This is a genomic window from Actinomadura gamaensis (assembly GCF_042652125.1).
Taxonomy (GTDB): domain Bacteria; phylum Actinomycetota; class Actinomycetes; order Streptosporangiales; family Streptosporangiaceae; genus Spirillospora; species Spirillospora gamaensis.
Genome location: NZ_JBHSIT010000011.1, coordinates 318,786 through 342,993, shown reverse-complemented (window position 1 = coordinate 342,993; position 24,208 = coordinate 318,786). Strand labels below are relative to the sequence as shown.

Below are 24,208 nucleotides of genomic sequence, written 5' to 3'. Positions count from 1 at the left end.
CTATCCGTAGGTGAGCAGACAGGCGTCCCAGGCCACCGGGTTCGAGCCTGACGCATGGCCGCAGGTGGGACTGGACGGTAGGTGGCTTCGGGCCAGCTCGACCCCGGCCGTGCCTTCCAGAAGGCCCGGTGTGTCGGGCGGGATGGTTGTGTGCTGGTTGGACAGCTCGCGCAGGATCGGGAGCTGCCCGGCCAGTGCTGGGGTGCGGGCATCGGCGGCGGCGCGTGTGGTCGTCACCAGCAGCCCGGCCCAGCCATGGCAGAGGGTGGGGTCGGTCAGCCTCTGGAGTTGCCGGCGCGATCGGTGATGCAACCGAGCAGGGCGCTTTCGGTGGCCTGCTGGCGTTGGGGATCGTCCACGGTGAGGGCGGCGAGTTGCTGCGCGCGGGCCAAGCCGGGGGTTCCGTAGCACCAGCTCGGTCGCGTGGGTTGGATCTGGGGCCGCACCCCAACCCGACCAAGGCGGCCGACGGCAAGCGGTTGCACGGCCTGGAGATCGACCTCAACACCGCGCCGATCGTGGTGCGGATCTTCATCGAGTTCCTCGCCGGACGCGGGCTGTTCGCCATCGCCGAAGGACTCACCCACGACGGCGTTCCCTGCCCGTCGGCCTACGACCCGGCCCGCAACCGGCACCGCTGCGGCGTCGCCTGGAGCAAGGGCGCGGTGCGGGCGATCCTGACCAACCCGCGCTACACCGGCCGCCAGGTCTGGAACCGCCAACGCAAGGACGAGGTCCTGCTCGACCTCAACGACGTCACCCTCGGCCACGTCACCAAGATGCGCTGGAACGAGATCGGCGAGTGGGTGGTCTCCGACAAGATCGTCCAAACCCCGATCATCGACGACACCACCTTCCGCCGTGCCCAGGAACTGCTGAAGGCGCGCGGCAAGAGCGCCTGCGTCCACAAGCCGCATCGCTCCAAGCACACCTACGTCTTCAAGGGGCGCGTCTACTGCGGGCTGTGCCACCGCAAGATGCAGAGCCAGTGGATCAACAAGGCCCCGTACTACCGCTGCAAGTTCGCCGAGGAGTACGCCATCGCCAACAAGATCGACCACCCTCGCAACGTGTACCTGCGCGAGGACGCGATCCTCGGCCACATCGACGACTGGCTCACCACCGCCTTCGCCCCCGACAACCTCGCCGCCACCATCGAGGCCCTGGCCTCCGCCCAAGGTGAGGAAGCCCACGATGCGCGAGCGCACATGGCTCGCAGCAAGCTCGCCGAGGCCGCGACCAAGATGGCCCGCCATAGGGCCGCGCTGGAGGCCGGCGGCGACCCCACGCTGATCAACCAGTGGATCGCCGAGACAAAGGCCGACCGCCAGCAGGCCGAAGCCGAACTCCGCGCCATCGAGTCAAGGAGCGCCATGTCCCGAGAACAGATCACCGCCATGCTCGACGACATCGGAGACGTCCGAGCCGCGATCGCCGAGGGGGACCCGGAGCACAAGGCCGCCGTCTACCAGCGGATCGGCCTCACCATGGTCTATCACCCCGGAGAACGCAAAGTGCGGGCCGAGGCTCACCTCAGCCCGCACTCCGGCGGTGTCCCAAAACCCGATCACATAGTGAAAGGGTTCGTGTCCGAGGGGGGACACAAGCCATTGCTACATGCCCGCGCCATCATGATCGGCGATCCCTACCGAATTCCGGTGCGGTAACCGTCTGTCCTGAACGTATCACGGGGGCGCTGACGAAGTCCGGGCATAATCGAACTATCTGCTAACGAGGCTTTCCGTGAGGCGTGGTGATGGCAACGCCGCAACGGGCTTCGCCTGGTCTGAGGCTGACCGTGGGTGTGGAGCGGTGGAGCTCTGGCGGGTGGTGAGGTTGGGCGGGGAACTGGATGTGGCCACGGTTCCAGCGGCGGTCGATCAGGTCGGAGGGTTGCTGTCGGGGGCGGACCGGCCGCTGAGGCCGACCCACAATGCATGGCTTGTCTACGGGCAGACCTTGAACGGTATTGGCCCTAGGCGTGGAAGCGGGAGGGCGTCTTGTCGGACAGCGGTGGGAACGTGGTGCCGGGGTGGAGTTGGACGGTGCGGTCGTAGAGGGTCTGCTCTGATTCCCGATGCGCCGGATCGGGCAGGCAGGCGTTCACCGGGCAGACCGCTTGGCAGGCGAAGTGGTCGTAGAAGCCGACGCATTCGCTGCACTTGGCGGGATTGATGACGTAGGCTTCGTCGCCTTCGGTGATGGCCTGGTTGGGGCATTCGGGTTTGCAGGCACCGCACTTGATGCAGTCCTCGAGGATGTGGGCGGCCATCAGGAGCTCACTGCGATCAGGCGGGCGTGGTGCTGGCGTTGCAGGGCGGCCTGCATGCGCACCACGGCGGCGCGGTCGGGCAGGTGGTAGAGGCGTGCGTCACGGTCGTAGTTGGCGAGCATCTGCCGGCCGACCAGCGCTTTTTGGTCCAGGTCCGTGCCGCAGGCTTTGAACAGCTCACGGTAGCGGTCCTGGTAGTGCCGGCGGCTCTGCTTGTGGCTGAGCGCTGCGGTCGGGGGGTGTCCGAGGCCGGTGACGCATGTTCCGGCAAGGCCGACGAGGGCGGCCTGAAGCACCTGGCGTCGCGTCGACTCCAAAGTCATAAACACAACGTAACTGATCAGAGACGGTATGTGTATCCGCTCGTCGCTGCGGGCCCGTCACCCGGCCGTCAGGCTCGATGCCACGACCAGGCTCCGACCGCGAACCGGTTCGCGCCCTGGTCCCGCTCGTCCCGCCGTCGGCACCCCCCTGTGCCGTCCGGCTCGCCCGCGCCGACCTGGCCGTGCTGGCGGGCCGCGCTCGCCGTCAGACCGTCTCGTCCCGGCCGGGCGCCGGGCCGGGACGAGACGGCCTCACGGGGCGAGCGGGGTCTGGGGCGCTGTTCCTACTGGAGCCGGCACTCGCCGCCGTCCAGCCCATCGCCGTGGACGACCTCGGCCCAACCGCAGTGGTAGGCCTTCCCGGGGTCGCGCGTGTCGTGGATGACGAGGTCGTGCACGAAGGGCTCCGCGGGCGGCCTCGGGAAGCAGTGGCGGGCCTCCACGTCCCTGTTGTCGTGGCGGGTAGTGACCTCGGAGCAGAAGTAGTCATCGGCCGCTGCGGCGTGCGCCGCGCCGGGCCAGGCGGTCAGGGCCGCGGCGGCGAGGGCCGACGCCAGGGTGAGGTTCCTGCGCATGCCGTTCTCCTTCGCATCGGTATCCGGGCGCACCCCCTCACCTTCCCTCTCCGCACCCAAGTCACTACAGACGGTCATTGCGTTGTGGCCGTCTCACCGTCCAGGAGGCGTGCGGACGTCCACCGCGACATGCCAGCACTAATAGTCACCGTAATATGACGATGAGTAGTTGAGGGGTTGGCTGCGGCCCCTGAGTCGAAGGAGGATCTTCATGACCAGGACCCGACAGGCGCTCACCGCCGTCCTGCTCGCCGGCGCAGCCGTGCTGGCCGGGGCGGGCGGCGCGCTCGCCGCGCCCACCACCGCGTCCACCGCCGCGGCGCTGGCGACCCCGCAGGCCGCCATGCACGACGGGTACTGCCCGGACGGGCAGCACTGGTCCGTCTGGGAGTACGAGTGCGTACCCGGCTGATAAGCGGTTGACGACGACGCGGCGGGCGCGGCGAGCAGCGGCGCCCACCGCACGGCGACAGATCACCGCAGTCCCTGGCGCGGTCACGGTGGAGCAGCAGTGGACGGGATTGTTGCTTAGCCGACACCAACGGTGACCGCATCAGTGCCGGCGCGGGCTTGAGCGCGGCCCGCTGCCGTATCGGAACGGGGCTGGATGGGCGTGCCGGAGACCCGGCTCGTGGGCAGGGCGGGCGCCCGCCGCGCTTCCCCGTGGCCTGTGGCGCACGTCGGTGTGGTGGCGCGCTTCAGGTGTTCAGGGGGCTGGTGGTGAGGACGGGGATGAGGTCTCCGCCGGTAGCGACGTTGACCAAGGATGTGGTCGCGGTGCGGGTGACGCAGCCGATGACGTCGTCGCCGACGAGCATGGCGTCGGTGCCTTGGATGCGGTGCTGGAAGGCGAGGTGGCCGTCGTGCAGGTAGGGGTAGTGCTCCATCGGGACGCGGACGCGTTCTTGCAGCACGTGCGGGGTGGTGAGGGCTTTCTTGAGCTGCATGTCCCAGCGGGCGGGTGAGGTGTCCCAGCCGCACACCACGCCGTGCCCGGCGTAGCCGTTGTCGGGTTTGAGCACGAGCCGCTCGCGGTGGGTGCTGGCGAACTCCAGCAGGTCGACTTGGTCTGCCTGGTAGACGGTGCGGCCGGCGATCACGGGCCGGGACCATGGCACGTGACGGCGCACGGCGGCGGCCTCGTCGGCGGGGAGCCAGCACAGTACCCGTTCATCGCTCAGGAGCGCGAAGAGGGTCTTCCGCTGCACGAGGTCGGCGGCCAGCGGGTTGACCACCGCGCAGGCGCCCGCTGCCGCAGCGGTCACCAGCGGGTGCTCCAGCAGGTCGCTCCCGTACCTGTAGTGGAGGTCCCCGGCCAAAACGCGCCGGTAGATGAGGGTGATGGGGTGGTCGCGGCCGTCGGCTGTGCGCGCCATGAGGCCGGCGGCCGAGAAGGACAGTTCGTCCGGTGTGCAGACCAGCGCCGGGATGTTCCTGGCCTCGAAAACGGACCGGATCAGCTCGAACTCCGCCAGCCAAGCGCCTTCGGGCCAGTCCAGCACCGCGACGTGGGGGGCTGCTCCCGGCTCGCCCGCGGCCTGCCATGCGTGCAGGAGCTGGTCGACGATCCTGTCCAGTGCGGGGGCGGGCTCGATTCGGGCAGTCCTGCTCAGCTCCCTCATCGCCGGGGTGGAGGTGTAGAGGTGAGCCAGTGGTTCCTGCGCGATCAGGCAGGAGCAGCTGTCCGCGTTGTACTCCACGAACCGCAGGTCCCGGCCGCTGCCGAAGCCATCCAACCGCCCCAGCAGACTCGGTTCCTGCCCGGGGTAGGGGAGGCGGGCCAAAGCGGCCTCGACGTGATCGAGCACGATCTCGGCACCCATGGCCCGGGCCAGGTCGCAGTCCACCAACTGGGTGGCCAGGCGTCGCGCCGCCCGTGCGACAAGCCGGCCCGCCTCCGCCCACACCCTGGACTCAGCGGCCGGGAGCAGCCGGGGGCGCAACGCACGAGACAGGGGCCGGTCGTCATGCTCCAGGCCCCGGTCCAGCTGTCCGGCGACCAGTGCCTCATAGGTCGCCGAGGCTACGCCCGGCTCCGCCAGGATCCGGTGGCACCGGCTGACCGGGTCTTTCGGTTCGGCCGTCTCGTTTTCCTGAAGCGTCAACGCCGTACCACCTCAACCCAGGCCAAGCGACCTGCCCCTTAGCTACCCGGCGAAGCGGGACTTTAACACTGTGCAATGGCTCGGAGTCGTCGGTCTCCTTGGGTGCCGGTAAGAACCGTGTCGTGAGCCCCCAGCGAGCTGGCGGTACCGGATCAGTGCGGCCAAGGGGTTGGTGAGTCCGGCGGGGCGGTGTGTCCCTCACCTCGTCAAGAACGAAAACTACTTATGGTGATGGCCGTGAGGCGTTGGGTAGTTATTCGGTTCAGACGCCTCCCCGACCGAAAGAGAGAACATGACCATGACCCGCAAGGCGCTCACCACCGCCCTGCTCACCGGAGCCGCCGTGCTGAGCGGGGCCGGCAGTGCGCTGGCCGCGCCCGCCACCCCGCCCGCCACCGCTCACATCGCCGACCCGGGCCCCTGCCCGGAGGGCATGGTTCTGGGCTGGATCGCGGGGCCGATGGGCATGCTGATTCCGAGCTGCAAGGATGCGAGCTAGGCAGCCCTGGTCTGCCTCTGCAACCCATGTCCGCAGACCGCGTGCTGGAGATGGCCCCCGGGCTGTCTCCGCGCGGCGCGCGCGAGAGGGGTGGCGGCAACCGAAGGTCACCAGCTGCAAACGAGCGGAGCGTGACGGCCGACTCGACGTAACGTCTGAACCCGACCACCGGCGCTTGATAGCTAGGACCCGCCCGACCCGCGCGAACACTCCCGTTCAAACGCTGCCGCGGGGTTTTCGGGCCGGGAAGCCGCGCGCGGTGCCGGACTTATCCCGCCGGGCCCGGACCGGAACCCGGTCCGCGGCCTGGCGGCTTGTACGCCCTGTGACCTGCGCGGGCGAGCCGGTTCGCGGCTCATGACACGTCGGTTACCGCCGCCCCTCCTTCCGGTCGGCTCGGCGATTGGCCCGAACCGGACGGACGCCCTCCCCCGGCTCGATCCGCCTCGGCGAGGCGAACTGCAGCGATCAGTCGCGGGTCGCCTCGCCATATAGTCGCTGGACGTACATAAACCATGGCAGACAGTTGTGATGCCTGCGGTCCGGCTTCCGGATTCCGAGGCTGACACGAAGAGGACCGCGCATGTCCACACTGCGATTCACCACCAACCTGCTCGCCGCGGCGGTCGTCGCGGCCGCCGTCCCAGTCTCGGCCGATCTGTCGGAAGCCACCCCGGCCGCCGGCACGCCGCGAGCGGCCGCCCAGACCCCTACCCCCACCATCGTGGAGTCGGACTGGTCAGGCAAGCACAAGGTGGCCTCGGCCACCTGCCCGCCCGGCACCGGGCTGGTCGGCGGCGGCTTCGACTCCTACAACTCCAGGACCAGCCTGGGGACCAACACCGACTCGATGGAACTGAACGCCCCCAGCGACACCGAACCCAACACCTGGCAGGTCCAGCTGACCAACGGCCAGGCCAGGGCCTACGCCATGTGCGTTCCCGGCGCCCCCACGCCCACCATCGTCGCCTCGGCCTGGTCCGAAAGGGGCAGCAAGGCCTACGCCACCTGCCCGCAGGGCAAGGCACTGATCGGCGGCGGCGCCGACTCCCGGCCCTCCACCAACTCCTTCAGCCAGGTCGGGGACGCGCAGCAGGCCAACACGCCGGACGCACAGAAACCCAACACCTGGCGGGCGGAGATGATGATCGGCGAGTCCAGAGCATTCGCCATGTGCGTGGACTAGCCGCACGCCCCCTCAGCTGGACGCCATGGCCACCGTCCCACCGGGAGCTACTCCGCACCCTGATCGTGCTCGCCCCGCCGCCGCCCGGCACGCGCGGCCGACTCGCGCTCGCCTCCAGCCCCGAAGGGCGGTCATGATGCGGGGCGTGTCGGCGCCGCGTCTCCGGTCGGGTGCCGCGGGACCCGAGTCTTCGGCGCACCCGCCGAACCTCACCGCGACCGCGTCCAGTCCCTGGCCCGGCCAGGACCGGCGGGCCCGGACACGCGCACCCACAGCCCGCCACCGCCCCGGCGTGACCTGATTCCAGCGACCGAACCGCCGCCGCGGCTTGTTCCACCCTCGCCCGCCTGAGCCGGCCGCCTCACCGGGCCCGGTGCGTGCAGTGGTGGGCCTCGATGCGGGAACCGGAGCCCAGGGCCGCCTCACACCGGTAGTCGTGGTGAGAGGAACCCTTCTGGCTGATCACGACGAGGCGCTCGTGCCCGTGCAGCTCGGGTTCGCAGCCGCGGCCGATCACCATGACCCCGTCCTCGTCGTCGAAGGCGCCGACCCGGGCGCAGACGTGGGGATGGACCTTCGCGGCGGTCGCCGCGCCGGGCCAGGCGGTCAGGGCTGCGGCTGCGGCGGCGATAGCCGCCGCCAGGGTGAGCTTCCTGCGCATGTTGTCTCCTTCGGATTCGTGTCCGGGCGCACCCCTCATCTTCCCTCTCCGCGTCCAGTTCACTACAGAAAGTCATCGCGAGATGGTGTCGTCTCCCCGACTGGGAGGGACAAGGCCCGTGAGCAGCAACCGACCGGTCAACGGCGGTAGCGGGTCGGGAGGGGGGCGAGCTGCCGCCGTCCAGCGTTCCGATGTGGGTGGGTCAGCGTCCTGATCGTGGCTGTTCAGCGGTGGTGATGCGGGTGGCGTACACCCGGTAGGCCTTGCGTTCGGCCGGCCCGGCGCCCTCGGCGGTCAGGGCGGCGCTGTGGTGCAGCAAGGCGTGGTGGAGTTCGAGTGGCACGGTGAGGGGGATGCAGTAGCCCCTGCCACGGCGGATGGGCCGCCCCCGGATGAGCATCTCGCGGATGGTGTCGTCGCAGACGGACCGCAGGTGGTCGGCGAGCAGGCCGGGCACATCGAGCGTCACGGGCAGGTCCGCGGCGGGGCCGAGCGGTTCGGCGGGGCCGGGCGGCGCGTCGAGCTGGTCGGGGAGTCGGCGGGCTCCGGCGGCGTCCAGGACGCGGCGGATGGTCTTGGGCGCGACTTGGTGCTCGCGGGCCAGCGCCTTGATGGCGGTCCCGTGCTGGTAGGCGGTGACGACCTGGTCGGCCTTGTCCGCAGGGAGCGCGGTCGGGCGGCCGAGGGTCTTGCCGGAGGCCTGCGCGGCGGCGACGCCCTGGCGGGTGTTCTCTGAGATCATGCCGCGCTGGAACTCCAGCACCGAGGCCAGCACGTTCACCATCATCTTGGTGCCGGGATCATCGGCGGCCAGGTCGATCCCCGACAGCAGCCCGGACTCCACCCGCAGGTGCAGGCCGCGGCGGATCAGCACGGGGCGCAGGGCGAGGATGTCGGCGACCGAGCGGAACAGGCGGGCGGCGTCGGCGATGCGGATGGTGTCGCCGACGGCGGCCTCGTGCAGCAGGCGGGTGAACCCGACGCGCTCCAGGGAGAGTCGGCGGCTGGAGGTGGCGGGGTCGTCGTAGACGGGGGCGCCGGAGGCGATCAGCGCGGCCAGGGCGTGCCGCTGGCGGGCGTCGGTCTGCTTGTCGGTGGAGTGCCGCAGGTAGACGCGGTCGGCCATGGCCCGATCAGGTTCCTTCCCCCGCAGGTGCGGCGGGCTCCGATTGCCGACTGCCGCAGGTATTGCCCCCTGGGACGAGAGTCTGGCCCGTCACGTTCGAGCCAAGAGCCTGCTTGCTGTGATTCGGGGGGCTGGGTCGGCAGGCCCCCAGGTCACCGTCCACGCGGGTGCTGCTGGTGACCTGGGCCATTTTTCACCAGTGTCAGGCGCTCTCAGCCAGCTTCTCGACAACCTCCGCGGCCGCGCTGCGGACGGCCGACGCACTCGCCGGGGCCTTGTAGACGGCGAGGACCGCGTAGCGATTCGGGTCCTCCATCAGGAGGGCCTTCTGGTCTTCGGGTCCCTTCGCGAGCACCACGAAGACCTCCCGCTGGCCGGGTTCGTCCCAGACGCCGCGCTCCACAGAAAAGCGGCGTTTGCCGAGATTCGCGCGCGCCGGCGTCTCGCCCCCCGAGACCGAGAGGGCCTGGTAGAGCATGGCCGCCTCATTGACGGCCCCCGTGCACTGCGCGCCCGATTCCGGATCCGCCTGCTTTTCCTCATACGGCTCCTCGGCCTGCAGGTAGGAGGCGGCATCGTCGATCCCTGCGACGGCGACCGCGCCGAGGAGCTCACCGGTGCTGCCGTCGACCACACCGGCTGCCTGCACACCCTCGACCTCGACCAGTCCACTCAGGTACGGGGCCCATGCTTGGTTGTCTGCCATGGCAGCACCCTCCCAGAAAGCCGACCGCACAGAACACCGCACTCGCAGACCCACGATCAGTAGCCCGAGACCGCTGGCACTTCTGATGGCCACGCCAGGGGCGAAAAGGAGGGGCGGAAGTGGGGATCGGATCTGATTGGATCGGCGCCTGGTTTCGGCAGGTCGGGCGCTGGGTGCTGATCGGATCGAGCGTGGGGGCCATCCACGCTCTCGGCCAGCCCAGAGGCGCCCCGTTCTCCCGTATTCCGGTCGGCCTCCTCCAGACTCAGCCGGTGCGCGGCGACCGCCCGGGAGTACTCGTCGATGATCAGCGTCAGCCACGGCCGGGCCGGGGTGCCGTCCTCGGTCAGGATGTAGAAGTCCAGCTCGGTGTGGTCGGCCTGCCAGCTGGCGTTCGGCGCGTCCACCTCCCGGCGGCCGATCAGCTCGAAGACGTCGGCGTACCGCTTGCGGCCCTGGTGGGCCAGGCACGTCAGCGCCGGATCGAGGGCTGCGATCACGTTGACCACCGTGCGATAGCTGGGGACCGGCCAGCCGTGCTCGGGCGCCAGCTCCTGGACCCGCCGGTGCACCGCCGCCGCGCTGAGCCGCGGCGTGCGCAGCGCCAGGGCCTCGATCACCAGCTGGAGTTCCTCGGGCATCCGCCGCCGGTCAACGTCCTTGCGGGGCCGGGGAGCCAGCGCCGCCAGGCCACCGCGGCGGTAGCGTGCCGCCCACCGCTCAGCCGTCCGGACCGAGACCTCGCCCGTGCGGGCGACCTCCGACAGCGAGACGCCCTCCTCCAGATGCGGCCGCAAGATCCCAAACCGCCGCACGGCCTCCTCCCGCGCGGCCGCCGTCAGCCGGGCCAGCGGCACCGACGGCTCCGCCCCCGCGCCGGCTCCGACCGTCATGGCTTCACGGTAACCGCGACGGGGGGAGACCAGGACCGGAACGAAAATCCGCGCTAAGGGGTGCCGGTAAGAACCGTGTCATGAGTTCCAAACGGCGTTGATGAGCTGGGGCGAGACGGTCTCTGCCGGGACCTGACGGGGCTATCTCGGCTCTGCGGTTGGTCACGGTCCCGCGTTACAAGCACCGAGGCCGGAAACACCACACTCAACAAGTCACGTCACATCCAGCCCTCCGGCGCTCTGCCTGCCGTGCCCGCCGGGGTCGGGGACCGAAGCACGGTCGGCGGCCGCGGGCGAGGCGACGGGCGGTGCGGTGTGGCTTTTCAGGTAGTCGCGGACGGCCTGCTCGGGGATGCGGAGGCTCCGGCCGACCCGGATGGCGGGCAGCTCGCCGGAGTGGACGAGGCGGTAGACGGTCATCTTGCTGACCCGCAGGATCGTCGCCGCCTCGGCCACGGTAAGGAATACGGTCTCGGGGTCTGCGTGCTGGCGCACCACCGAGGGCTGGGCCGGGAGCTGCGCCGAGGCCGCAGGAGCACCGAGCACCCCGGCGCCCACCGTGGCCGCGAGCACGCCGCCGGACAGGACGGTACTGATCCGCATGATCTTCCTCTCACATTCGGATCTCACTTAACGTAGCTATCTGCTACTTGCAGTGACGCCCCTATGTCTGCCCAGAGATGCACATAGTTACTCTCTGCGATGATCTGGCTGTGCAGGGTGCTAGTGGCCCCTGAGACCTGGGGTGGGCGGTCAAGATCTAGCGGTGTACGGCCGCCGGGAACGGCGTTGGGCGGACACGGCGTTGGTGATGGACGGCCAGCGAGGGCGTTGACGGATGGCCATGGCCTGGCGTTGGGCGGACGGGGAAGTGGAGGTCCGGGCCGCCGCGTACGGGCAGGCTCGCGCCCTGCTGGACGGCCACACCGCGCTCGGCGGGCCGGGCACGGGCTGGGATCGGCACGAGTTCCGTCATTCGGCGCTGACGCACCTGGGCGAGGCGGGCGCGAGCCTGCTGATGTTGATGGCCAGGTCCCGGCCCAAGAAGCCTGAGAACGTGCACCGCTATTTCCGCCCCTCGGACGAGGCGATCACTGAACTCACCAGTTTCCCGGGACCCGCCACGCCCACGGCCGGCGTCGGCCATGCCCTACGCGGGCGGAGAGTCTTTCGTTGTCAGAGGCCGCCACTCGGGGGCGGGCCCCGTGTGGGCCCGCCCCCGAGTGGATGAGTCTCCCAGTCCCCGGCCGGCCTGGTGGAGCGGTGGCGTGCCCCGCCCGCCCAGGCGCGGCCGGAGGCTGGTCGGCCCCGGTCCCTTAGAAGTTGGGCGGCAAGCACCCTCCGCCGATGAGCTCGGGATATCCCGGCGGGCACGGGTCCGCGGGGGCTGTGGCGACCTGGGGCGTGGCCGTGGCGGCGGTCGGCGCGGCCAGGGCGCTGCCCGGCCCTGCCAGGACGGCGGCACCGGCGAGCAGGACGGCGGTAACCGCAGCCCGAGTCGTGGTCATGGGTCACTCCTTCACAAGCGAGGTGATGGGGTCAGGAACACCCCAACCCATAACTACACTCCACACCCAGATCATTGCTCTGTGTAATCAGAATTTGGTCGGTGGCGCGGGCCCCGCACCGCGCGCCGCATCAGCATCGGGGGCCGGCCGCCCGGCGGCGAACCCGGCCAGGACGGGCCGGGCCCGGCGGGGGAGGGACCAGGACGCCGCGCCCGGCGGCAGCCGCAGGTCCCAGTGCGTACGTGCTTCCTGGCCTGGTCATGGGGCTCCGGAAGAACGGCGACCACGCGCCACCAACTCGCCTGGCCGCCTGCCACCAGCTCAATGACCACGCACCGCCGCTTCCGACGGCCACCGATCGCCAGAACCACGACCGCCCACCACCACCGCCAGATGGCCGCCAGCACATGGGAAGGGTCGGGGATGGCACCCGAACGAGAACCCGAAGGGGCGTCATCACGCGTAAGTTCCTCGCCCTCGCGGCGGCCGTCGCGCTGACGGTCCTGGCACCCGCTGGCTCGGCACCCGCGCCCGCCCCGGCGGAGTGTCCGCCGACGGGCACCTGGCCCATGAGGACGTTCACCTCTGACCTTGACCTGGTCACGTTCTGCGTCAAGGAGCAGTCCTAGGCCGCCCCGGGAGGGATGCAAACCCACGTTCTTCGGCTCCGGCTGAAGATATTTCTGGGTGCCAACGACCATCTGCGGGAGGCTCAGCTCCCGGAGTCGCTCGTTTGGAGGACTACGGGAAAGCCGGGGACTGTAGAAAAAGATTGACAGTCCCGTAAGCGATCACAACGCTCAGGCGTTGCGAGAGGCCCTTAAATGTCGGGTTCGTGAAACGGCAGGCTATCGAGCCTTTCGAAGCCACTGTCGCCTACATCGATCGGCGCTACTCCACTTGGGCGGCTGGCGTTCTGGCCGCAGTGCGATGACGAGTGGGAGCTTATTCGTGAGCGCTCCGGTAGCTACGAGTGACGACGCTACGCGGGCGCAATGTTAGGTGCAGTGATCAGGGCCACAGGCCGGTAAGGGCTAGGGCGTCATCCGGTGTCGTGGCATGGCGGACGCCAGGAACGGGCTTGCCGTCCTGGTCCAGGATCGTCCAGCCACCGAGCTGCACGACGGGGGCACGCCCTCGGCGCATGGCCAACCCCAGTTCCGACAGAGTGCCCCATGAGCCGCCAACGACGATCACCGCGTTACCGGAGTTGACGATGATGTTGTTTCGAGCCTCTCCGGCCCCTGTCGGGATCACGATGGACAGGTCCGGATTGGCGTCGTCGGCGGTGTCGCGAGACAGGATGCCCACCACGGTCCCGCCTACCGAGCGGGCACCGGCCGCGACGGCGGCCATGACCCCGGTGTAGCCGCCGCAGATCACGACCGCGCCGCGCTCGGCCAGCAGGCGGCCGACCTCGTGGGCGTTTCGGCGGTCGTCGTCGGTGCAGTCGCGCGGACCACATACCGATACCTGAATGGCCATGTCAGTTCCTCCGTCCACGACCCTACTCAAGTGCAGGAAGTACCTCGGGAGTGGCCGCCGGGTGCGCGGCGAACAACGCGATGCGCTCGCGAAGCTCAACGGCGGCGGGCGCCGCTGGCCGGGCGGTGAGTTGCTTCCCGATCTTCCAGACGCGCTGAACGACGGGCATCGTTCGATGCTCGGGCGACATGGAGAGAATCGGTGCCAGATGCTCGGCGGCTCCGTCCAGGTCGTCGCCCGCAAGATGTGCGGCTACCAGGTCCAGTCGCGCGGCGGCGAGCAGCTCGGCCCCTTGGTCGTCGGGATCGTTCGCGAGTAGCTGTATCGACTCCTGTGCCTGCTGCTGGGCCTGCCGGATGTTGCCCGGCGAACCCATGGCGAAATAGGCCTCACTGGCGTAGTAAGCGGCCTTGCCAGGGCTGAACCTGAACACGCCCGGCTCGTCCGCCTCTGACGCTGAGTCGCGTGCGTCACGAGCGTCCCCGATGGCCCGACCGAATTCTGAGCCATCGCGAGTAGCCGCCAAGGCGCGGGCCTCCTGGCTGGCCAGGCGTAGCAGCGCGGTACCGGACGCGGCGTAGTCGCGTCCGGTATGAGCGATGGCGGCGGCCTTGCGGTAGTCGCCCTGCCAGTAGGCCACGTTGGACTGAACCCAACGCACATAGGTACGTAGCGGATTGTCGTCGGTCAGTTCGGCGCACACCAGGGCCGTCCGGGCGTGGGTGTCGGCCTCGTGCGGGTGCCCCAGGTCTGCGCTGGCGTGGGCGAGAAGTCCGCACAACTGGCCGGCCACCTGGTACAACCGGCGTTCCTGCTCAAGCGGGTGCCGCTCGTCCAACATCGCGAACACCTCCGTGCGCAGGTCTGCCACGCGACGGAAGGTGAAGTAGGGCGGACGTCGGAGGTAGTCATAGGCAAGCTGACGAACGTCGGCGTCGAGCTGCTCAAGTGCGTGTTCGTCCACTCGCCGGACGCGGCGAGCGAAGCGGGCGGAGTCGTCGGCCACTACCGCGATTTCCTCATCCATCGGAGATCCGGGCTCGGGCACAAAGCGTGCTCGACTCCAGTATGTCCCTGCCGAGTACCCATCCGGCCAGGGGGAGTCTTGGGCGATCAGCGGGGGCGGCGCGAACAGTTCGGCGACCGGACGGCCGAACATCTTTTCCAGCACCCGACAGCACAACGGGCGTGGTCCGACCTTGATCTCTCCGGCACACCAGCGCTCCCACTGTCGTTCACTTGGCCGGTAGGACTCGTTGAGCCGTTCGGCCGTCCTGCCGAACTCGGCCACCGCATCGCGGGCTGTCCAGTGCCGAGCCGCCGCCAACGCCGCGAGCAACGTCGGATACGACATGCCGTCCTCCCGGGGCCGTGAACCGCGTTTGTTGCTGAGGTCTCCAGTAAGCCGCATTGGGACGGACAGCGCCATAGATCCACTACGGAACGTCGGTGGAACGTCGCCAAGTGTCACTCCGCTGACGTCGAGTTGTCGCCGCTGATGCGGCCACGGTAGAGCCAAGCCCGGCAAGCGCGACCGTTCCGACGGCCGATGGAGCGCCGGACGCACGAACCGAGGGTGAGTGAAACAGAGCGCCGCCGGATGGCCAGTACGCACCAAGCAACCAGAGCACATCGAAACGTGGGTGGCGTGGTGGCTTACCTGGCCCGCAGCGGAGGGAGGCCGCTTCATGTCGCATAGCGATGGTGTCCGGCGACGGCGGGACAAGGTCCCCGATGTCGCTACCTTCGACGTCCCCCGAGGTAGTGACGAGCTTCCCGACCGCACCGGAGCGTTCCGCCAGGACAGGATGGAGCGCTTGACGACGCTGGGGAAGGCGTTGGAGAGCACCGGGAACTATTCCGTCCGCCTGCTGGAGCATCGAGCGGAGACGCCCACCTTGCATGTTCGTAGGCTCGGTGTCGCTCGCCTCAGCGAAGACATCGGTACCGAACCCGGGGAAGACGACGTCTGGTACCTGACCTGGAGCTGGGGCGAACGCGTTTGCCGAGCCGACGACATCGAGACGGCCATGACATCCATCGGGAACGTCCTGACGATCCGGTCGTGAACGATGGCCCACGACACCGAACGCACCGCCGCCGGTGCGTGGGGCGATCCCGCTGCGTCGCTGGAACGTCTTCGCCGCGAGTTCCCGCACTGGGGGATCTTGCGCCCGTCACCAACCGGATCGTGGATCGCCGTCCACGGTCGCGACATCACCCTTCGGGCACCGACGGCGCCCGAGCTGGAGAAGCAAGTTGCTCACCGCCACCGGCCGCCAGGCGGGCAACGCATGACCGCCCACTTTCAACGCGACCCCGGGCCGGGAGAGAAGGGCCAGCCGGGAGCACCTGCCCCTCCCCGCTCTCCCACGGAAGGACTACCCGCGATGAACGACAACCTTCTGGTTCACCCCCATGACCGCTTTCCGCTCGGTCTGCCCGGACACACCGTGCCCGTCAGTTCTCAGCAGCCCACCCCTACCGCTCGCCCGTGGGGAATGGACCAGGCCGTCGCCCCAGCGCCGGTTCGTGTCATGGGCAAGCACGACAAGCCCACCAGCACCCGAACCGAAAAGGTCCCCACCACATACACCGACGACAGCAAGACCAAGCCGGACGACTACACGCAGACGGTCACCGACTGATGGCCGCACCCCTGGTCCTCCTGCTTGCCGAGCAGGAGGACGGAGAAGCCGCCTACGTCCGCGATGCGCTCGCCCGACACGGAGCCCGCGTAGTCCAGTTCGACACCGCATCCTTCCCCCTGGCGTCGGGAGCGAGCCTCCGGCTTGACCGCGACGGCTGGTGTGGACGACTCACCACCCCGGACGGGACCATCCCCCTGGAGGACGTCACGGCGGTGTACTACCGGCAGCCCCAGCCCTTCCGGTTCCCCGACTCGTTGAGCGAACCGGAACGGCGGTTCGCCAACGTCGAAGCACGGTTCGGGTTCGGTGGGGTGTTCATGTCGCTGCCCGTCCGTTGGGTGTCGCACCCGGCACGGCTGGCCGACGCCGAATACCGTCCGCTCCAGATGGCCACCGCCGCCCGTTGCGGATTCACCCTCCCGGTGAGCCTGCTCACCAATGACCCCGATGACGCCAAGACGTTCGCCCGCACCCGGGAGGGCGTCGTCTACAAGGCCACCATGCACAAGCTCATCAGCGAGGCCGACCGGGTGAGGATGATCTACACAACGCCCGTGAACCCCGAGACGATCAACGCTCGCCTGTCCACCACGTTGCACCTGTTCCAGACCAACATCCCCAAGAGCCATGACGTCCGGCTCGTGGCCACAGGAAGCGGCCACACGCACGCCGTTGCGATCCACACCGACGACCCGCACGGGCATCAGGACTTCCGCACCGCTTACGACACCCTGACCTACAACATCACCCCCGTCCCCGCCGCCGTGGCCGACGCCTGCCACGCCTACCTGTCGGCGCTCGGCCTGGCGTTGGGCGTGTTCGACTTCGCGGTGACCGACGACGGGGCATGGTGGTTCCTGGAGTGTGGCCCCGGCGCTCAATGGGCGTGGCTGCAAGAACGCACCGGGGCGCCTATCTCCGACGCCATCGCCGACACCCTCACGGGAGTAGCCCCATGACCGTCCCGCCCGACGACTGGCGAGCCCGCGCCCAAGCCCTGGCCGACCAGCTCAGCGACCAGGGAGACATCACCGACCCCGCATGGCGCCGGGTGGTGGCCTGTGTCCCCCGGCACGTTTTCGTGCCCGCGTTCTACTCCGACGACGACCCGTCCGAACTGGTTGACGCCACCGACCCGCGATGGCTTTCGTTGGTCTACTCCGATGACACCCTTGTCACCCAGCGCAAGGAACATCCCGACCAGCCCGGAATGCTGTGGTCCACCAGTTCCAGCACCCGCCCGAGCTTCATGCTCCGAATGCTGCACATCCTGGACGTGGCCGACGGCATGACCGTCCTGGAGATCGGCAGCGGCACCGGGTACAACGCCGCGTTGCTGTCCGAACGGCTCGGCCCGTCCCAGATCGTCAGCGTGGACATCGACCCCGAGCTGATCAACGCCGCCCGGGCCCGCCTGGCCGACGCCGGATACCACCCCACTCTCATCGCAGGAGACGGCGCCCGGGGTTACCCCCTTGGCGCCCCTTACGACCGTCTCATTGCCACCGTGGCCACCGAACGCGTCCCGCCCACCTGGGTGGAACAGGTCCGCCCCGGCGGCGTCATCCTGGCCGACGTCCGGCCACGGGGCATGACATGGGCGGGTGCGCTGGCCCGCCTCACCGTGGCCGGCGACGGCACGGCGACCGGTCCGCTGATCTCCTGCACCTGGGGATTCATGTCCACCCGTCGCGCCGTCGCCCTACCCGGCATCCCAGAGAGCGCCCCCATCGACACCAGCACCACCCACACGCGCACCAGCGACGTCGGGCGCGAAGCTCTCAGCACGCCCGGGTTGTCTCTGCTGATCTGGCAGCAACTCCCCGGCATCAACGCCTTTCCCGGCGCCACCACAACCCGGATCACCACCCCCGACGGCTCATGGGCGACCGTCTCCGACGACACTCCTGCCAAGGTCGAACACGGCGGGCCGTCCGATATCTGGCACCACGTCGAAACCGCACACACCTGGTGGATCACTCACGGCCACCCCGGCGTCGAAGCGTTCGGTCTCACTGTCCAGCAGAACCGACATCGCTTCTGGTTCCAGACACCCGACTGCGAAAGCTGGCCCCAGTCCTGAACAGTTCTGACCCGCTCGGGCGGCGTTCTTCCGCCCAAGGCTCCCGGCGAACTCCTACGACGGCCACCAGGCATGACCTCGACCTCGGCCCAGCGGGAACTCGACGAGAACGGGCGGGAACTGGCGCTAGTTCGCGTCAACGCTCACCCGCGGGGTTGGTAGGAACAGCTTGGTGGTCGGATCACGACCTGGCTTTCCCCCGCCATTCCGCTGCCTTTTTCTATACGGCTAACGATGTCGAAGCGGCCTGCGCGGCCGAGAGCTGGTGACACTTACTATGACGGTTCCCTCATGCGAGCCATCGCCACCCGAAGGTGTCATTCTCATCTCCGATGGCCTACTCGTGGTCACGCATGACCCGTTTCCCTTCTGCTGCTCGGTGATCCTGAGTCAGAAAACGATCGACAGGGTCGGCGGTGACCTGACGTTCCAACGTAGCCGCTACCTTCTTGGTGAGCTGCGGTCGCACCTGACGACCGACCCCCTCATCACCCAAGACGACGACACCCTTGGAATTGCCAGCAATTGGCTCCTCAAGTTCGAGCAGGCGACGTTTCCGGAGCTGACCGTCCAGTCCGTTTTCGAGCCTCATCGTCGGGTGACGCTCGTGCATCTGCCTGCGTCGGCGAGCGAAGGTGGACCTGGGATGATCCAGATTTGCGGACATGACGTGCCCATCTGGCAGGCGTTGCCCGACGATCGACTAGGGGAGGCCGCCGTCCAGACCAGCCAAGCACTGCGGCGCGTTCACTAGCACGGCGTCCGAGTGCTTCGTTTCCCGTGCCCCCCGCTCAGACTGCCCGCTCCGACTTTTCCCGAGAGTCTCCCAATGCGAATGCTGGCGCGCAAACCCCGCTCCGCTGGGCGTCACAGCAGAAGACGCCGCAGCAATGCGCAACCTGAAACCGCCGCCGCGCGGGCAGGGATCCTACAAGGGCCACTACCTGGAATCTCCACCATGTCCTCTTCTGAAGGCCCTGATCTGTCGGTGATCATCCCGACCTGTAACAGCTTCCCGCACCTGCCCGTGACGCTGGATGTCGTACTGGACGCCTGGCCTGACCTGGAGATCATCGTTGTCGCCGACGCCTACACTCCGGGGCCCGCGCTTTCCGAAGCCCGCACCTACCAGCTCAGTTCCGACGCCCGTATCCGCGTCCTGGAGGCTCGCGGGCCCAAGGCGCACGCCGTACGGATGGGGTTCGAAGCCGCGCGCGGACGGATAATCGCCTACCTGGACGCTGACTACGGGCTGGAGGCGACCGCTGGATGCCTGCATCACGCTGTTCGCTTGATCGCCGGCGAAGTCGCCGACTGCGTCGCCGCTGACCGCGACCAGCACGACTGGAGCCGCATCCGCAAGGCGAAGACCTGCGGATTCATCCGCCTGACCGGCTTGTTGTTCCCGCGCCTTCCGGTCCGCGACACCCAGGCCCCGCTGAAAGTCATGAGCAGCGCCGCCGCACATCACCTGCGGCTCTGTGCCACCTGGCGAAGCCGGGCCTTTGACGTCGAACTGCTGCACCGACTTCACTGCGCGCGCTTCTGCATGCAGCGGTATCCGGTGCGTTGGCACGGCCAGGACGGTCAACGCCCCTGGGCCACCGCGTTCCTGCTCGCCTACACGGCCCCCAGCATGGTCGTCGGCCTGTTCCGCATTCGTCTGACCACCCTGCTTCGAGGACCACGCGTCCAGGATCACCCAGGCGCGCGCCAGTAGTAACACCGGGGAAACCGGCAGTCGAACGGTCGCCGAGTCACGCTGGAAATGGTGGCCATTGACGGGCTTGACCTTGGCCACGGAGGTTTGCGGTAATCACCGTCCGGCCGCCCGACCCCCATGGCCTATCCCGGCCCCGGGCGGCATCAACGAAGGAGAGATAGTCCATGCAGAATTGCAAGTGGAGGTACAGCACCGCCGCCGAATGGCTGCACGGCCCCGGCGAGATGCGGTGGCGACGCACCTTCTCCGGCCAGGTGTCCCAGGTCTCGGCCGCACGGCACTTCGCCCGCGCGATGTTCGCCGGTGACATCTGCGCCGACGTGGTGGAGTTCGTGGTGGGAGAGCTGACCGCCAACACCCTGCGCCACACCCGCTCGGCTGATGAGGGCGGCTGGTTCGGCGTCGAACTGGCCTACGGCGACCCGGTGTACGTCGGGATCACCGACATCGGAGGCCGGGGCATCCCCACCATCCGGCAGCCGGACGCCACCAGCGAGAGCGGGCGCGGCCTGTACGCGGTGTCGCAGTTGGCGATCTCGCTGGGCATCCACGGCAGCCCCGCCCTCGGCCACACCGTGTGGGTCGACCTCGACCGCCACCAGGACCTGCAGACCCCCGCCGGCCTCGGCACCTCACTCGCGTCCTAGGGAGGGACCAGCCTGACCCTATCAGGCTGGTCCCCTGGGACCAGGATAGAGGACCATTCCGGAGAACCCCGCTCATTCCGCCGATCCGGGCGTAATGGGCGGGGTTTTCTGCGTCGGTGCTCCCAGCTTGTAATTGCCCGGTTCGTGCAGTTCTGAGTCCGACTCTTTGCCAGTTTTTTAACTGGTGCGACGGAACGGCTCAACGTTGCTTATTCGTAACTGGCAAACGCGCGTATCAACCTGGGGCCGTGGGGCATGGTGTGGCTTCAGCAGCACGGCGACCGACGTCCGAGGCAATGGCTGCTGCTCTGCTGTGGGCAATGCACACGGGACACGGAGGCGGAGGCTTCAGAAACAGTGGCCACGAAAGCAGAACGAAGCGCGGCAGCGGGACCAGGCGCGTCGTGGACGGTAGAGAAAGTGCTAATTAGCGGGGCCCTCCTCGGGGCAGTGGGCGAAGCCCTGCTGGTGGGCGGTACCGCTCACGCCGCGATCACCATCCGGGCGGGCTGCGGACAGCTCAAAGGCGCGGCAGCGCAGATGTTCCATCAGGACACGCTCTGCCACGACCTAGGCATCAAGATCGCCCACAGTTTGAGTAGCGGGCGGTCTCCGCAGTCGGGGCGGGAACTGCCCAAGCCGGGACGCGGCGGGGCCAGCCGCCCGGCCGCGGCCGAGACGCACGCGGCGCGTGCCACGGCGCGCAGCCTGAGAACGGTCGTCCGCGACGGCCGAGATCAGATCACTCAGGCGGTGAGGCAGGAAGCGCCGTCGCTGCCGTGGACCGAGGACGGGGCGTTGCCCGGGCTACCGCGCGGCTTTCAGGGATCGGTGAACCAGCGATCGGTCGGCAAGGCCGCGCTCGGTGCCCCGGCACCAGAGGGAGCAGGGAACGCGCCGAGCACGAGGGCCGTCCCGCCCGCGGCTACTTCGGCCCGGGATAAGACAGGCCCCACCGCGCCCTCGGCTCACAAGGACGAGACGGGGCCGGTTGATGCAATCACGGCCGGGTTCGCCTCGACGTTGCCCGATGCCGGGCTGGTCGGCGTGTCGAGCATGGCCGGACTGCTGCTGGCGTGGGGACTGACCCGCCCCATGGCTTTTGCGGCGGTCGGCGGTCTCATACTGCACCGCCGCTGGGGCACCCACCGCCCGGAACGTGGACCGTCGCTGCCCCCGCCGCGTGAAGACTTCCGCCCGACCGACCCGACCGACCCGACCGAGGCGAGCCGGGTCCGGGTTCGGCTGGGACAGCGGCGGCAGCAGCCGGTCATGCTCGACCTGGCCCAGGCCCGCGGGGTGCGGTTGATCGGCCCGGGCGCCGCCGAGGTCGAGCGCGCACTGCTGGTGGAGTTGGTGACGGCCGCCCAAAGTGGGCGGGGCCAGGTGGTGACCACCCGCGCGGACCTGGAGCTGCTGCTCGGCCCCCGCGACAGTGCATGCGCCGACGGCCTGGTCGGCCTCACGGTGTGCGACAACCCGGCCGAGGTGCTGGAGCTGCTGGGTGCTGCGATCATCGACCGCATGCGCCGCGCCGACGACACCGCCCAGCCGGACCAGCCCGGCACCGCGAACGGCGAGGCTCACACCGGCGCTTCCAATGCTGGCCTGGTATGTGTGCTGGCACCCGGTGGCCAGGTCGAACGATTGAACGCTGAGCTGCAGCTCGGCGGCGATCTGGGGATGGGCGCGCTGTTGTTGGGCGACTGGCCGCATGGGACCACGCTGGAGGTCGACGAGGGCGGGATGGTGGGCAGCGGTACCGGCCCGGCCGCCGCCCAGGTGATCGGAACCCAAACCTGCGGCCTCGGCCAGGATGCGGCGCGCGACCAGATCGCCGCGCTCAACCCGCCGCCCGGTCTCCCGGCACCGCTCGCCGTAGGCCCGGGGCCGTCCGCGGCCGCCGGCGAGACCGACCAGGTTCCGGGTATGGTGCGGCTGCTGGGCGGCTACCGACTGGAAGGCCCCGCGGGTCCGGTCACCTTCCGCCGAACCGACGCCTGGGCGCTGCTGGCGCTGCTGGTCGAGCACCGCGGACAGCTGCTGACCCGGGCCATGATCGAGGATCGGCTGTGGCCGGACGAGCGGGTCAGCGACGCCAAGTTCAACACGCTGTTGCGCGACACCCGCGCCCGGCTGTGCGAGGCGCTCGGCTACCCCTCGGGGAAAGGCCGCCTGGTGATCCGCAACGTGTCGGGCAACGGCTACCAGCTCAACCGCGAGTTGTTCACCTGCGACGTGTGGCAGCTGCGCGACCACGCCGCCCGCGCGGTCACCGCCACCGGCCCCGCCAAGACCACCGCGCTGCGCGCGGCTGTCGCCCGGGCCTCCGGCGCGTACCTGCCCGATCACGACCAGCTGTGGGCACGGCACACCGGCCGCGAACTGACGCGGACCGTGGTGGAGGTTCTGACCGAACTCGCGGCCGCCGAGACCACGCCCGAGTGCGCGGTGCTGCACCTGGAGCGCGCCTGCGAGATCGACCCCACGGCCGAACACCTGTACCGGCAACGCATGCAGCATTACGCCACGCTGGGACGTCCGACCGCGATCCACCACTGCTTCGAGCAACTCGCCGGTGAACTCGCCGGCATCGGCGCCACGCCGGAAGAGCGCACCAGTCAGCTCTACCGCAGGCTGACCGACGACACCTAGCCAGGCGGGTTGGGGCGGCACCCCGCAAGTCGCCACCCCAATCCCGCTTTGCTTCCCGGCCCGGACCGGCCCAGGAGCGATGAGACGAGCACGACGCTTCCCGAAGCCCTCGCCTGTGAGCCCGTTGGAACGCCGCACTGGCCGTCTGCGCCCACAAACGCACTGGCTCGCCCCCGGCGGCTGCCATCGTTCGCAGGGCCCGCACCGGCCCAACGACGGGGTTGAAAGAGCCTGCTAGTTTAAGTTCGCGGCCTGTTCTCGGAACGCGCCGCGCTGGTCCTTGCTGTGGGCTTGCACCCTCTACAGGACACTGGGTCGCGCGGCGATGCCGACCAATGGCAAACGGTGGCTCGGCAGCTTCTATTCTTGCAAGCGGTCTCGACCCCAGTGTGCAGCGGGTCAGACTGCAAGAATTAGACAGTGGATTGTTTCCGCTTGAGGTCGTTAGTCGCTGACGTCTGTCCCGGGATACGGGCGGTAGTTTGGCTTGCAATTCGGCATTTCTCAACAGTTTTCTCTGCAAGTGGGAAGCGCTCTCTCTGCTATAAGGCGGATCGCTCATCTTCTGGGCCGTCCAGCCACTTGGAATTCGATTTGCGTGGTGGGGCCTCCGCCTTGCTCTTTGTGGGTGGTCGGCCATTCTTTGAACGCGGATCGGCGAAGCGGGTCTTTAGGGACGGAACAGGGCAAAGGGTATCGAGGCATTGGGAGGCGTCTGCGGGGCGCGTGGGGGGCGTCTGGGGGTGTCGCTTAAGCGGGTACCCCGCCGCCGTATAAAAGGTGCAGGTCACACAGTCTTTGGGGGGCCGTAGGGCGTCCCGACTCGTCTACAGAGACGCCTCGGTAGTAGGCGGGCGCGAACCAAGAAGCAACGCCATTCCTTAACTTTCCTCCCAGTGCCCTTCCTTTTCCCTCCCTTCTCGCTGCTTATAAGGCATGACCAGAATGGACCTGTGAGGGAGTGCTGGCGAGGTGGTGTGCGCCTGTTCGGAGACAGTTCGCGGCGAGATCCTCGCTCGATCTCAAGGTGGTCGATGCGGAGGAGGTCGCCTGTCCACGGGAAAGGTTCGCGGGGCTCCGCATGCCCGTAAAACGCGCATGCGGCCCGCA

General features: G+C 68.8%; 24 protein-coding genes and 1 pseudogene. 12 read left to right on the top strand and 13 right to left on the bottom strand.

Features of this window, described 5'->3' with window-relative positions; translation table 11 throughout:
* Entirely contained in the window at positions 1–312 is a 312-nt protein-coding gene (locus ACFPCY_RS33705; protein WP_378262051.1) for a glycoside hydrolase family protein, read from the bottom strand.
* 116 nt (positions 313–428) lie between these two features.
* Here ACFPCY_RS33705 and ACFPCY_RS33700 point away from each other — a divergent pair, with 116 nt between their 5' ends.
* Positions 429–1,667 (top strand): recombinase family protein, encoded by a 1,239-nt coding sequence (locus ACFPCY_RS33700; RefSeq protein ID WP_378262049.1) that lies wholly within the window; start codon positions 429–431, stop codon positions 1,665–1,667.
* A 308-nt stretch (positions 1,668–1,975) separates the two neighbouring features.
* Here ACFPCY_RS33700 and ACFPCY_RS33695 read toward each other — a convergent pair whose 3' ends face one another.
* From ACFPCY_RS33695 to ACFPCY_RS33685, 3 genes are all read right to left on the bottom strand, one after another.
* Positions 1,976–2,272 carry a YfhL family 4Fe-4S dicluster ferredoxin gene (locus tag ACFPCY_RS33695; protein ID WP_378262047.1) on the bottom strand — a complete coding sequence of 99 codons (297 nt, stop codon included), beginning with the start codon at positions 2,270–2,272 and terminating at the stop codon, positions 1,976–1,978.
* Positions 2,272–2,595: a hypothetical protein gene (locus tag ACFPCY_RS33690; RefSeq protein ID WP_378262045.1), complete on the bottom strand. Its 324-nt coding sequence runs from the start codon at positions 2,593–2,595 to the stop codon at positions 2,272–2,274. The genes ACFPCY_RS33695 and ACFPCY_RS33690 overlap by 1 nt, the downstream gene beginning before the upstream one ends.
* A gap of 284 nt (positions 2,596–2,879) precedes the next feature.
* Positions 2,880–3,170 carry a hypothetical protein gene (locus ACFPCY_RS33685; RefSeq protein ID WP_378262043.1) on the bottom strand — a complete coding sequence of 97 codons (291 nt, stop codon included), beginning with the start codon at positions 3,168–3,170 and terminating at the stop codon, positions 2,880–2,882.
* A 211-nt stretch (positions 3,171–3,381) separates the two neighbouring features.
* Here ACFPCY_RS33685 and ACFPCY_RS33680 point away from each other — a divergent pair, with 211 nt between their 5' ends.
* The gene (locus tag ACFPCY_RS33680; RefSeq protein ID WP_378262041.1) at positions 3,382–3,582 is read left to right on the top strand and encodes a hypothetical protein; all 201 of its coding nucleotides are present in this window, start codon (positions 3,382–3,384) and stop codon (positions 3,580–3,582) included.
* 286 nt (positions 3,583–3,868) lie between these two features.
* On the opposite strand, the gene ACFPCY_RS33675 is transcribed toward ACFPCY_RS33680, so the two are convergent.
* On the bottom strand, positions 3,869–5,275 hold the full coding sequence (locus ACFPCY_RS33675) for an ATP-grasp domain-containing protein (RefSeq protein WP_378262039.1): 1,407 nt from the start codon (positions 5,273–5,275) through the stop codon (positions 3,869–3,871).
* 292 nt (positions 5,276–5,567) lie between these two features.
* Between ACFPCY_RS33675 and ACFPCY_RS33670 the strand changes: the two genes are divergently transcribed.
* Positions 5,568–5,774 carry a hypothetical protein gene (locus ACFPCY_RS33670; RefSeq protein ID WP_378262037.1) on the top strand — a complete coding sequence of 69 codons (207 nt, stop codon included), beginning with the start codon at positions 5,568–5,570 and terminating at the stop codon, positions 5,772–5,774.
* Between the two features lie 583 nt (positions 5,775–6,357).
* Positions 6,358–6,960 carry a hypothetical protein gene (locus ACFPCY_RS33665; protein WP_378262035.1) on the top strand — a complete coding sequence of 201 codons (603 nt, stop codon included), beginning with the start codon at positions 6,358–6,360 and terminating at the stop codon, positions 6,958–6,960.
* 361 nt (positions 6,961–7,321) lie between these two features.
* On the opposite strand, the gene ACFPCY_RS33660 is transcribed toward ACFPCY_RS33665, so the two are convergent.
* The 8 genes and pseudogenes from ACFPCY_RS33660 to ACFPCY_RS33625 form a co-directional block, all read right to left on the bottom strand.
* Positions 7,322–7,621: a hypothetical protein gene (locus ACFPCY_RS33660; protein ID WP_378262033.1), complete on the bottom strand. Its 300-nt coding sequence runs from the start codon at positions 7,619–7,621 to the stop codon at positions 7,322–7,324.
* Positions 7,622–7,823: 202 nt separating this feature from the next.
* A complete protein-coding gene (locus ACFPCY_RS33655) occupies positions 7,824–8,747 on the bottom strand; it encodes a recombinase family protein (protein ID WP_378262031.1) in 924 nt (307 codons plus the stop codon).
* Positions 8,748–8,949: 202 nt separating this feature from the next.
* Positions 8,950–9,453, bottom strand: coding sequence for a hypothetical protein (locus ACFPCY_RS33650; protein WP_378262029.1), 504 nt, complete (start codon positions 9,451–9,453; stop codon positions 8,950–8,952).
* 56 nt (positions 9,454–9,509) lie between these two features.
* Positions 9,510–10,346 (bottom strand): helix-turn-helix domain-containing protein, encoded by an 837-nt coding sequence (locus ACFPCY_RS33645; protein WP_378262027.1) that lies wholly within the window; start codon positions 10,344–10,346, stop codon positions 9,510–9,512.
* Positions 10,347–10,667: 321 nt separating this feature from the next.
* Positions 10,668–10,844 (bottom strand): annotated as a pseudogene (locus tag ACFPCY_RS33640) (helix-turn-helix domain-containing protein); the annotation flags it as partial.
* A gap of 818 nt (positions 10,845–11,662) precedes the next feature.
* Positions 11,663–11,854, bottom strand: a complete 192-nt coding sequence (locus ACFPCY_RS33635; RefSeq protein ID WP_378262025.1) for a hypothetical protein — start codon at positions 11,852–11,854, stop codon at positions 11,663–11,665.
* 1,011 nt (positions 11,855–12,865) lie between these two features.
* Positions 12,866–13,339 (bottom strand): TIGR00725 family protein, encoded by a 474-nt coding sequence (locus ACFPCY_RS33630; RefSeq protein ID WP_378262023.1) that lies wholly within the window; start codon positions 13,337–13,339, stop codon positions 12,866–12,868.
* A gap of 22 nt (positions 13,340–13,361) precedes the next feature.
* Complete coding sequence (locus ACFPCY_RS33625) at positions 13,362–14,693, bottom strand: hypothetical protein (protein ID WP_378262021.1); 1,332 nt, start codon at positions 14,691–14,693, stop codon at positions 13,362–13,364.
* Between the two features lie 334 nt (positions 14,694–15,027).
* Here ACFPCY_RS33625 and ACFPCY_RS33620 point away from each other — a divergent pair, with 334 nt between their 5' ends.
* The 8 genes from ACFPCY_RS33620 (at position 15,028) to ACFPCY_RS33585 (ending at position 23,098) form a co-directional block, all read left to right on the top strand.
* Positions 15,028–15,408 carry a hypothetical protein gene (locus ACFPCY_RS33620; protein ID WP_378262019.1) on the top strand — a complete coding sequence of 127 codons (381 nt, stop codon included), beginning with the start codon at positions 15,028–15,030 and terminating at the stop codon, positions 15,406–15,408.
* A 321-nt stretch (positions 15,409–15,729) separates the two neighbouring features.
* Complete coding sequence (locus tag ACFPCY_RS33615) at positions 15,730–15,987, top strand: hypothetical protein (RefSeq protein WP_378262017.1); 258 nt, start codon at positions 15,730–15,732, stop codon at positions 15,985–15,987.
* The gene (locus ACFPCY_RS33610) at positions 15,987–16,949 is read left to right on the top strand and encodes an MvdC/MvdD family ATP grasp protein (RefSeq protein WP_378262015.1); all 963 of its coding nucleotides are present in this window, start codon (positions 15,987–15,989) and stop codon (positions 16,947–16,949) included. The genes ACFPCY_RS33615 and ACFPCY_RS33610 overlap by 1 nt, the downstream gene beginning before the upstream one ends.
* On the top strand, positions 16,946–18,073 hold the full coding sequence (locus ACFPCY_RS33605) for a methyltransferase domain-containing protein (RefSeq protein WP_378262013.1): 1,128 nt from the start codon (positions 16,946–16,948) through the stop codon (positions 18,071–18,073). The genes ACFPCY_RS33610 and ACFPCY_RS33605 overlap by 4 nt, the downstream gene beginning before the upstream one ends.
* 343 nt (positions 18,074–18,416) lie before the next feature.
* Entirely contained in the window at positions 18,417–18,827 is a 411-nt protein-coding gene (locus ACFPCY_RS33600; RefSeq protein ID WP_378262011.1) for a hypothetical protein, read from the top strand.
* 204 nt (positions 18,828–19,031) lie between these two features.
* Positions 19,032–19,793 (top strand): glycosyltransferase family 2 protein, encoded by a 762-nt coding sequence (locus ACFPCY_RS33595; protein ID WP_378262009.1) that lies wholly within the window; start codon positions 19,032–19,034, stop codon positions 19,791–19,793.
* A 167-nt stretch (positions 19,794–19,960) separates the two neighbouring features.
* A complete protein-coding gene (locus ACFPCY_RS33590; protein ID WP_378262007.1) occupies positions 19,961–20,443 on the top strand; it encodes an ATP-binding protein in 483 nt (160 codons plus the stop codon).
* 450 nt (positions 20,444–20,893) lie between these two features.
* A complete protein-coding gene (locus ACFPCY_RS33585; protein ID WP_378262005.1) occupies positions 20,894–23,098 on the top strand; it encodes an AfsR/SARP family transcriptional regulator in 2,205 nt (734 codons plus the stop codon).
* Positions 23,099–24,208: the final 1,110 nt, after the last annotated feature.

Bases quoted from the DNA above. Each gene is read 5' to 3' on its own strand.
- ACFPCY_RS33695 (WP_378262047.1), bottom strand. From the start codon at position 2,272: ATGGCCGCCCACATCCTCGAGGACTGCATCAAGTGCGGTGCCTGCAAA.
- ACFPCY_RS33690 (WP_378262045.1), bottom strand. From the start codon at position 2,595: ATGACTTTGGAGTCGACGCGACGCCAGGTGCTTCAGGCCGCCCTCGTC.
- ACFPCY_RS33685 (WP_378262043.1), bottom strand. From the start codon at position 3,170: ATGCGCAGGAACCTCACCCTGGCGTCGGCCCTCGCCGCCGCGGCCCTG.
- ACFPCY_RS33680 (WP_378262041.1), top strand. From the start codon at position 3,382: ATGACCAGGACCCGACAGGCGCTCACCGCCGTCCTGCTCGCCGGCGCA.
- ACFPCY_RS33670 (WP_378262037.1), top strand. From the start codon at position 5,568: ATGACCATGACCCGCAAGGCGCTCACCACCGCCCTGCTCACCGGAGCC.
- ACFPCY_RS33665 (WP_378262035.1), top strand. From the start codon at position 6,358: ATGTCCACACTGCGATTCACCACCAACCTGCTCGCCGCGGCGGTCGTC.
- ACFPCY_RS33660 (WP_378262033.1), bottom strand. From the start codon at position 7,621: ATGCGCAGGAAGCTCACCCTGGCGGCGGCTATCGCCGCCGCAGCCGCA.
- ACFPCY_RS33655 (WP_378262031.1), bottom strand. From the start codon at position 8,747: ATGGCCGACCGCGTCTACCTGCGGCACTCCACCGACAAGCAGACCGAC.
- ACFPCY_RS33650 (WP_378262029.1), bottom strand. From the start codon at position 9,453: ATGGCAGACAACCAAGCATGGGCCCCGTACCTGAGTGGACTGGTCGAG.
- ACFPCY_RS33645 (WP_378262027.1), bottom strand. From the start codon at position 10,346: ATGACGGTCGGAGCCGGCGCGGGGGCGGAGCCGTCGGTGCCGCTGGCC.
- ACFPCY_RS33635 (WP_378262025.1), bottom strand. From the start codon at position 11,854: ATGACCACGACTCGGGCTGCGGTTACCGCCGTCCTGCTCGCCGGTGCC.
- ACFPCY_RS33630 (WP_378262023.1), bottom strand. From the start codon at position 13,339: ATGGCCATTCAGGTATCGGTATGTGGTCCGCGCGACTGCACCGACGAC.
- ACFPCY_RS33625 (WP_378262021.1), bottom strand. From the start codon at position 14,693: ATGTCGTATCCGACGTTGCTCGCGGCGTTGGCGGCGGCTCGGCACTGG.
- ACFPCY_RS33620 (WP_378262019.1), top strand. From the start codon at position 15,028: ATGTCGCATAGCGATGGTGTCCGGCGACGGCGGGACAAGGTCCCCGAT.
- ACFPCY_RS33615 (WP_378262017.1), top strand. From the start codon at position 15,730: ATGAACGACAACCTTCTGGTTCACCCCCATGACCGCTTTCCGCTCGGT.
- ACFPCY_RS33610 (WP_378262015.1), top strand. From the start codon at position 15,987: ATGGCCGCACCCCTGGTCCTCCTGCTTGCCGAGCAGGAGGACGGAGAA.
- ACFPCY_RS33605 (WP_378262013.1), top strand. From the start codon at position 16,946: ATGACCGTCCCGCCCGACGACTGGCGAGCCCGCGCCCAAGCCCTGGCC.
- ACFPCY_RS33595 (WP_378262009.1), top strand. From the start codon at position 19,032: ATGTCCTCTTCTGAAGGCCCTGATCTGTCGGTGATCATCCCGACCTGT.
- ACFPCY_RS33590 (WP_378262007.1), top strand. From the start codon at position 19,961: ATGCAGAATTGCAAGTGGAGGTACAGCACCGCCGCCGAATGGCTGCAC.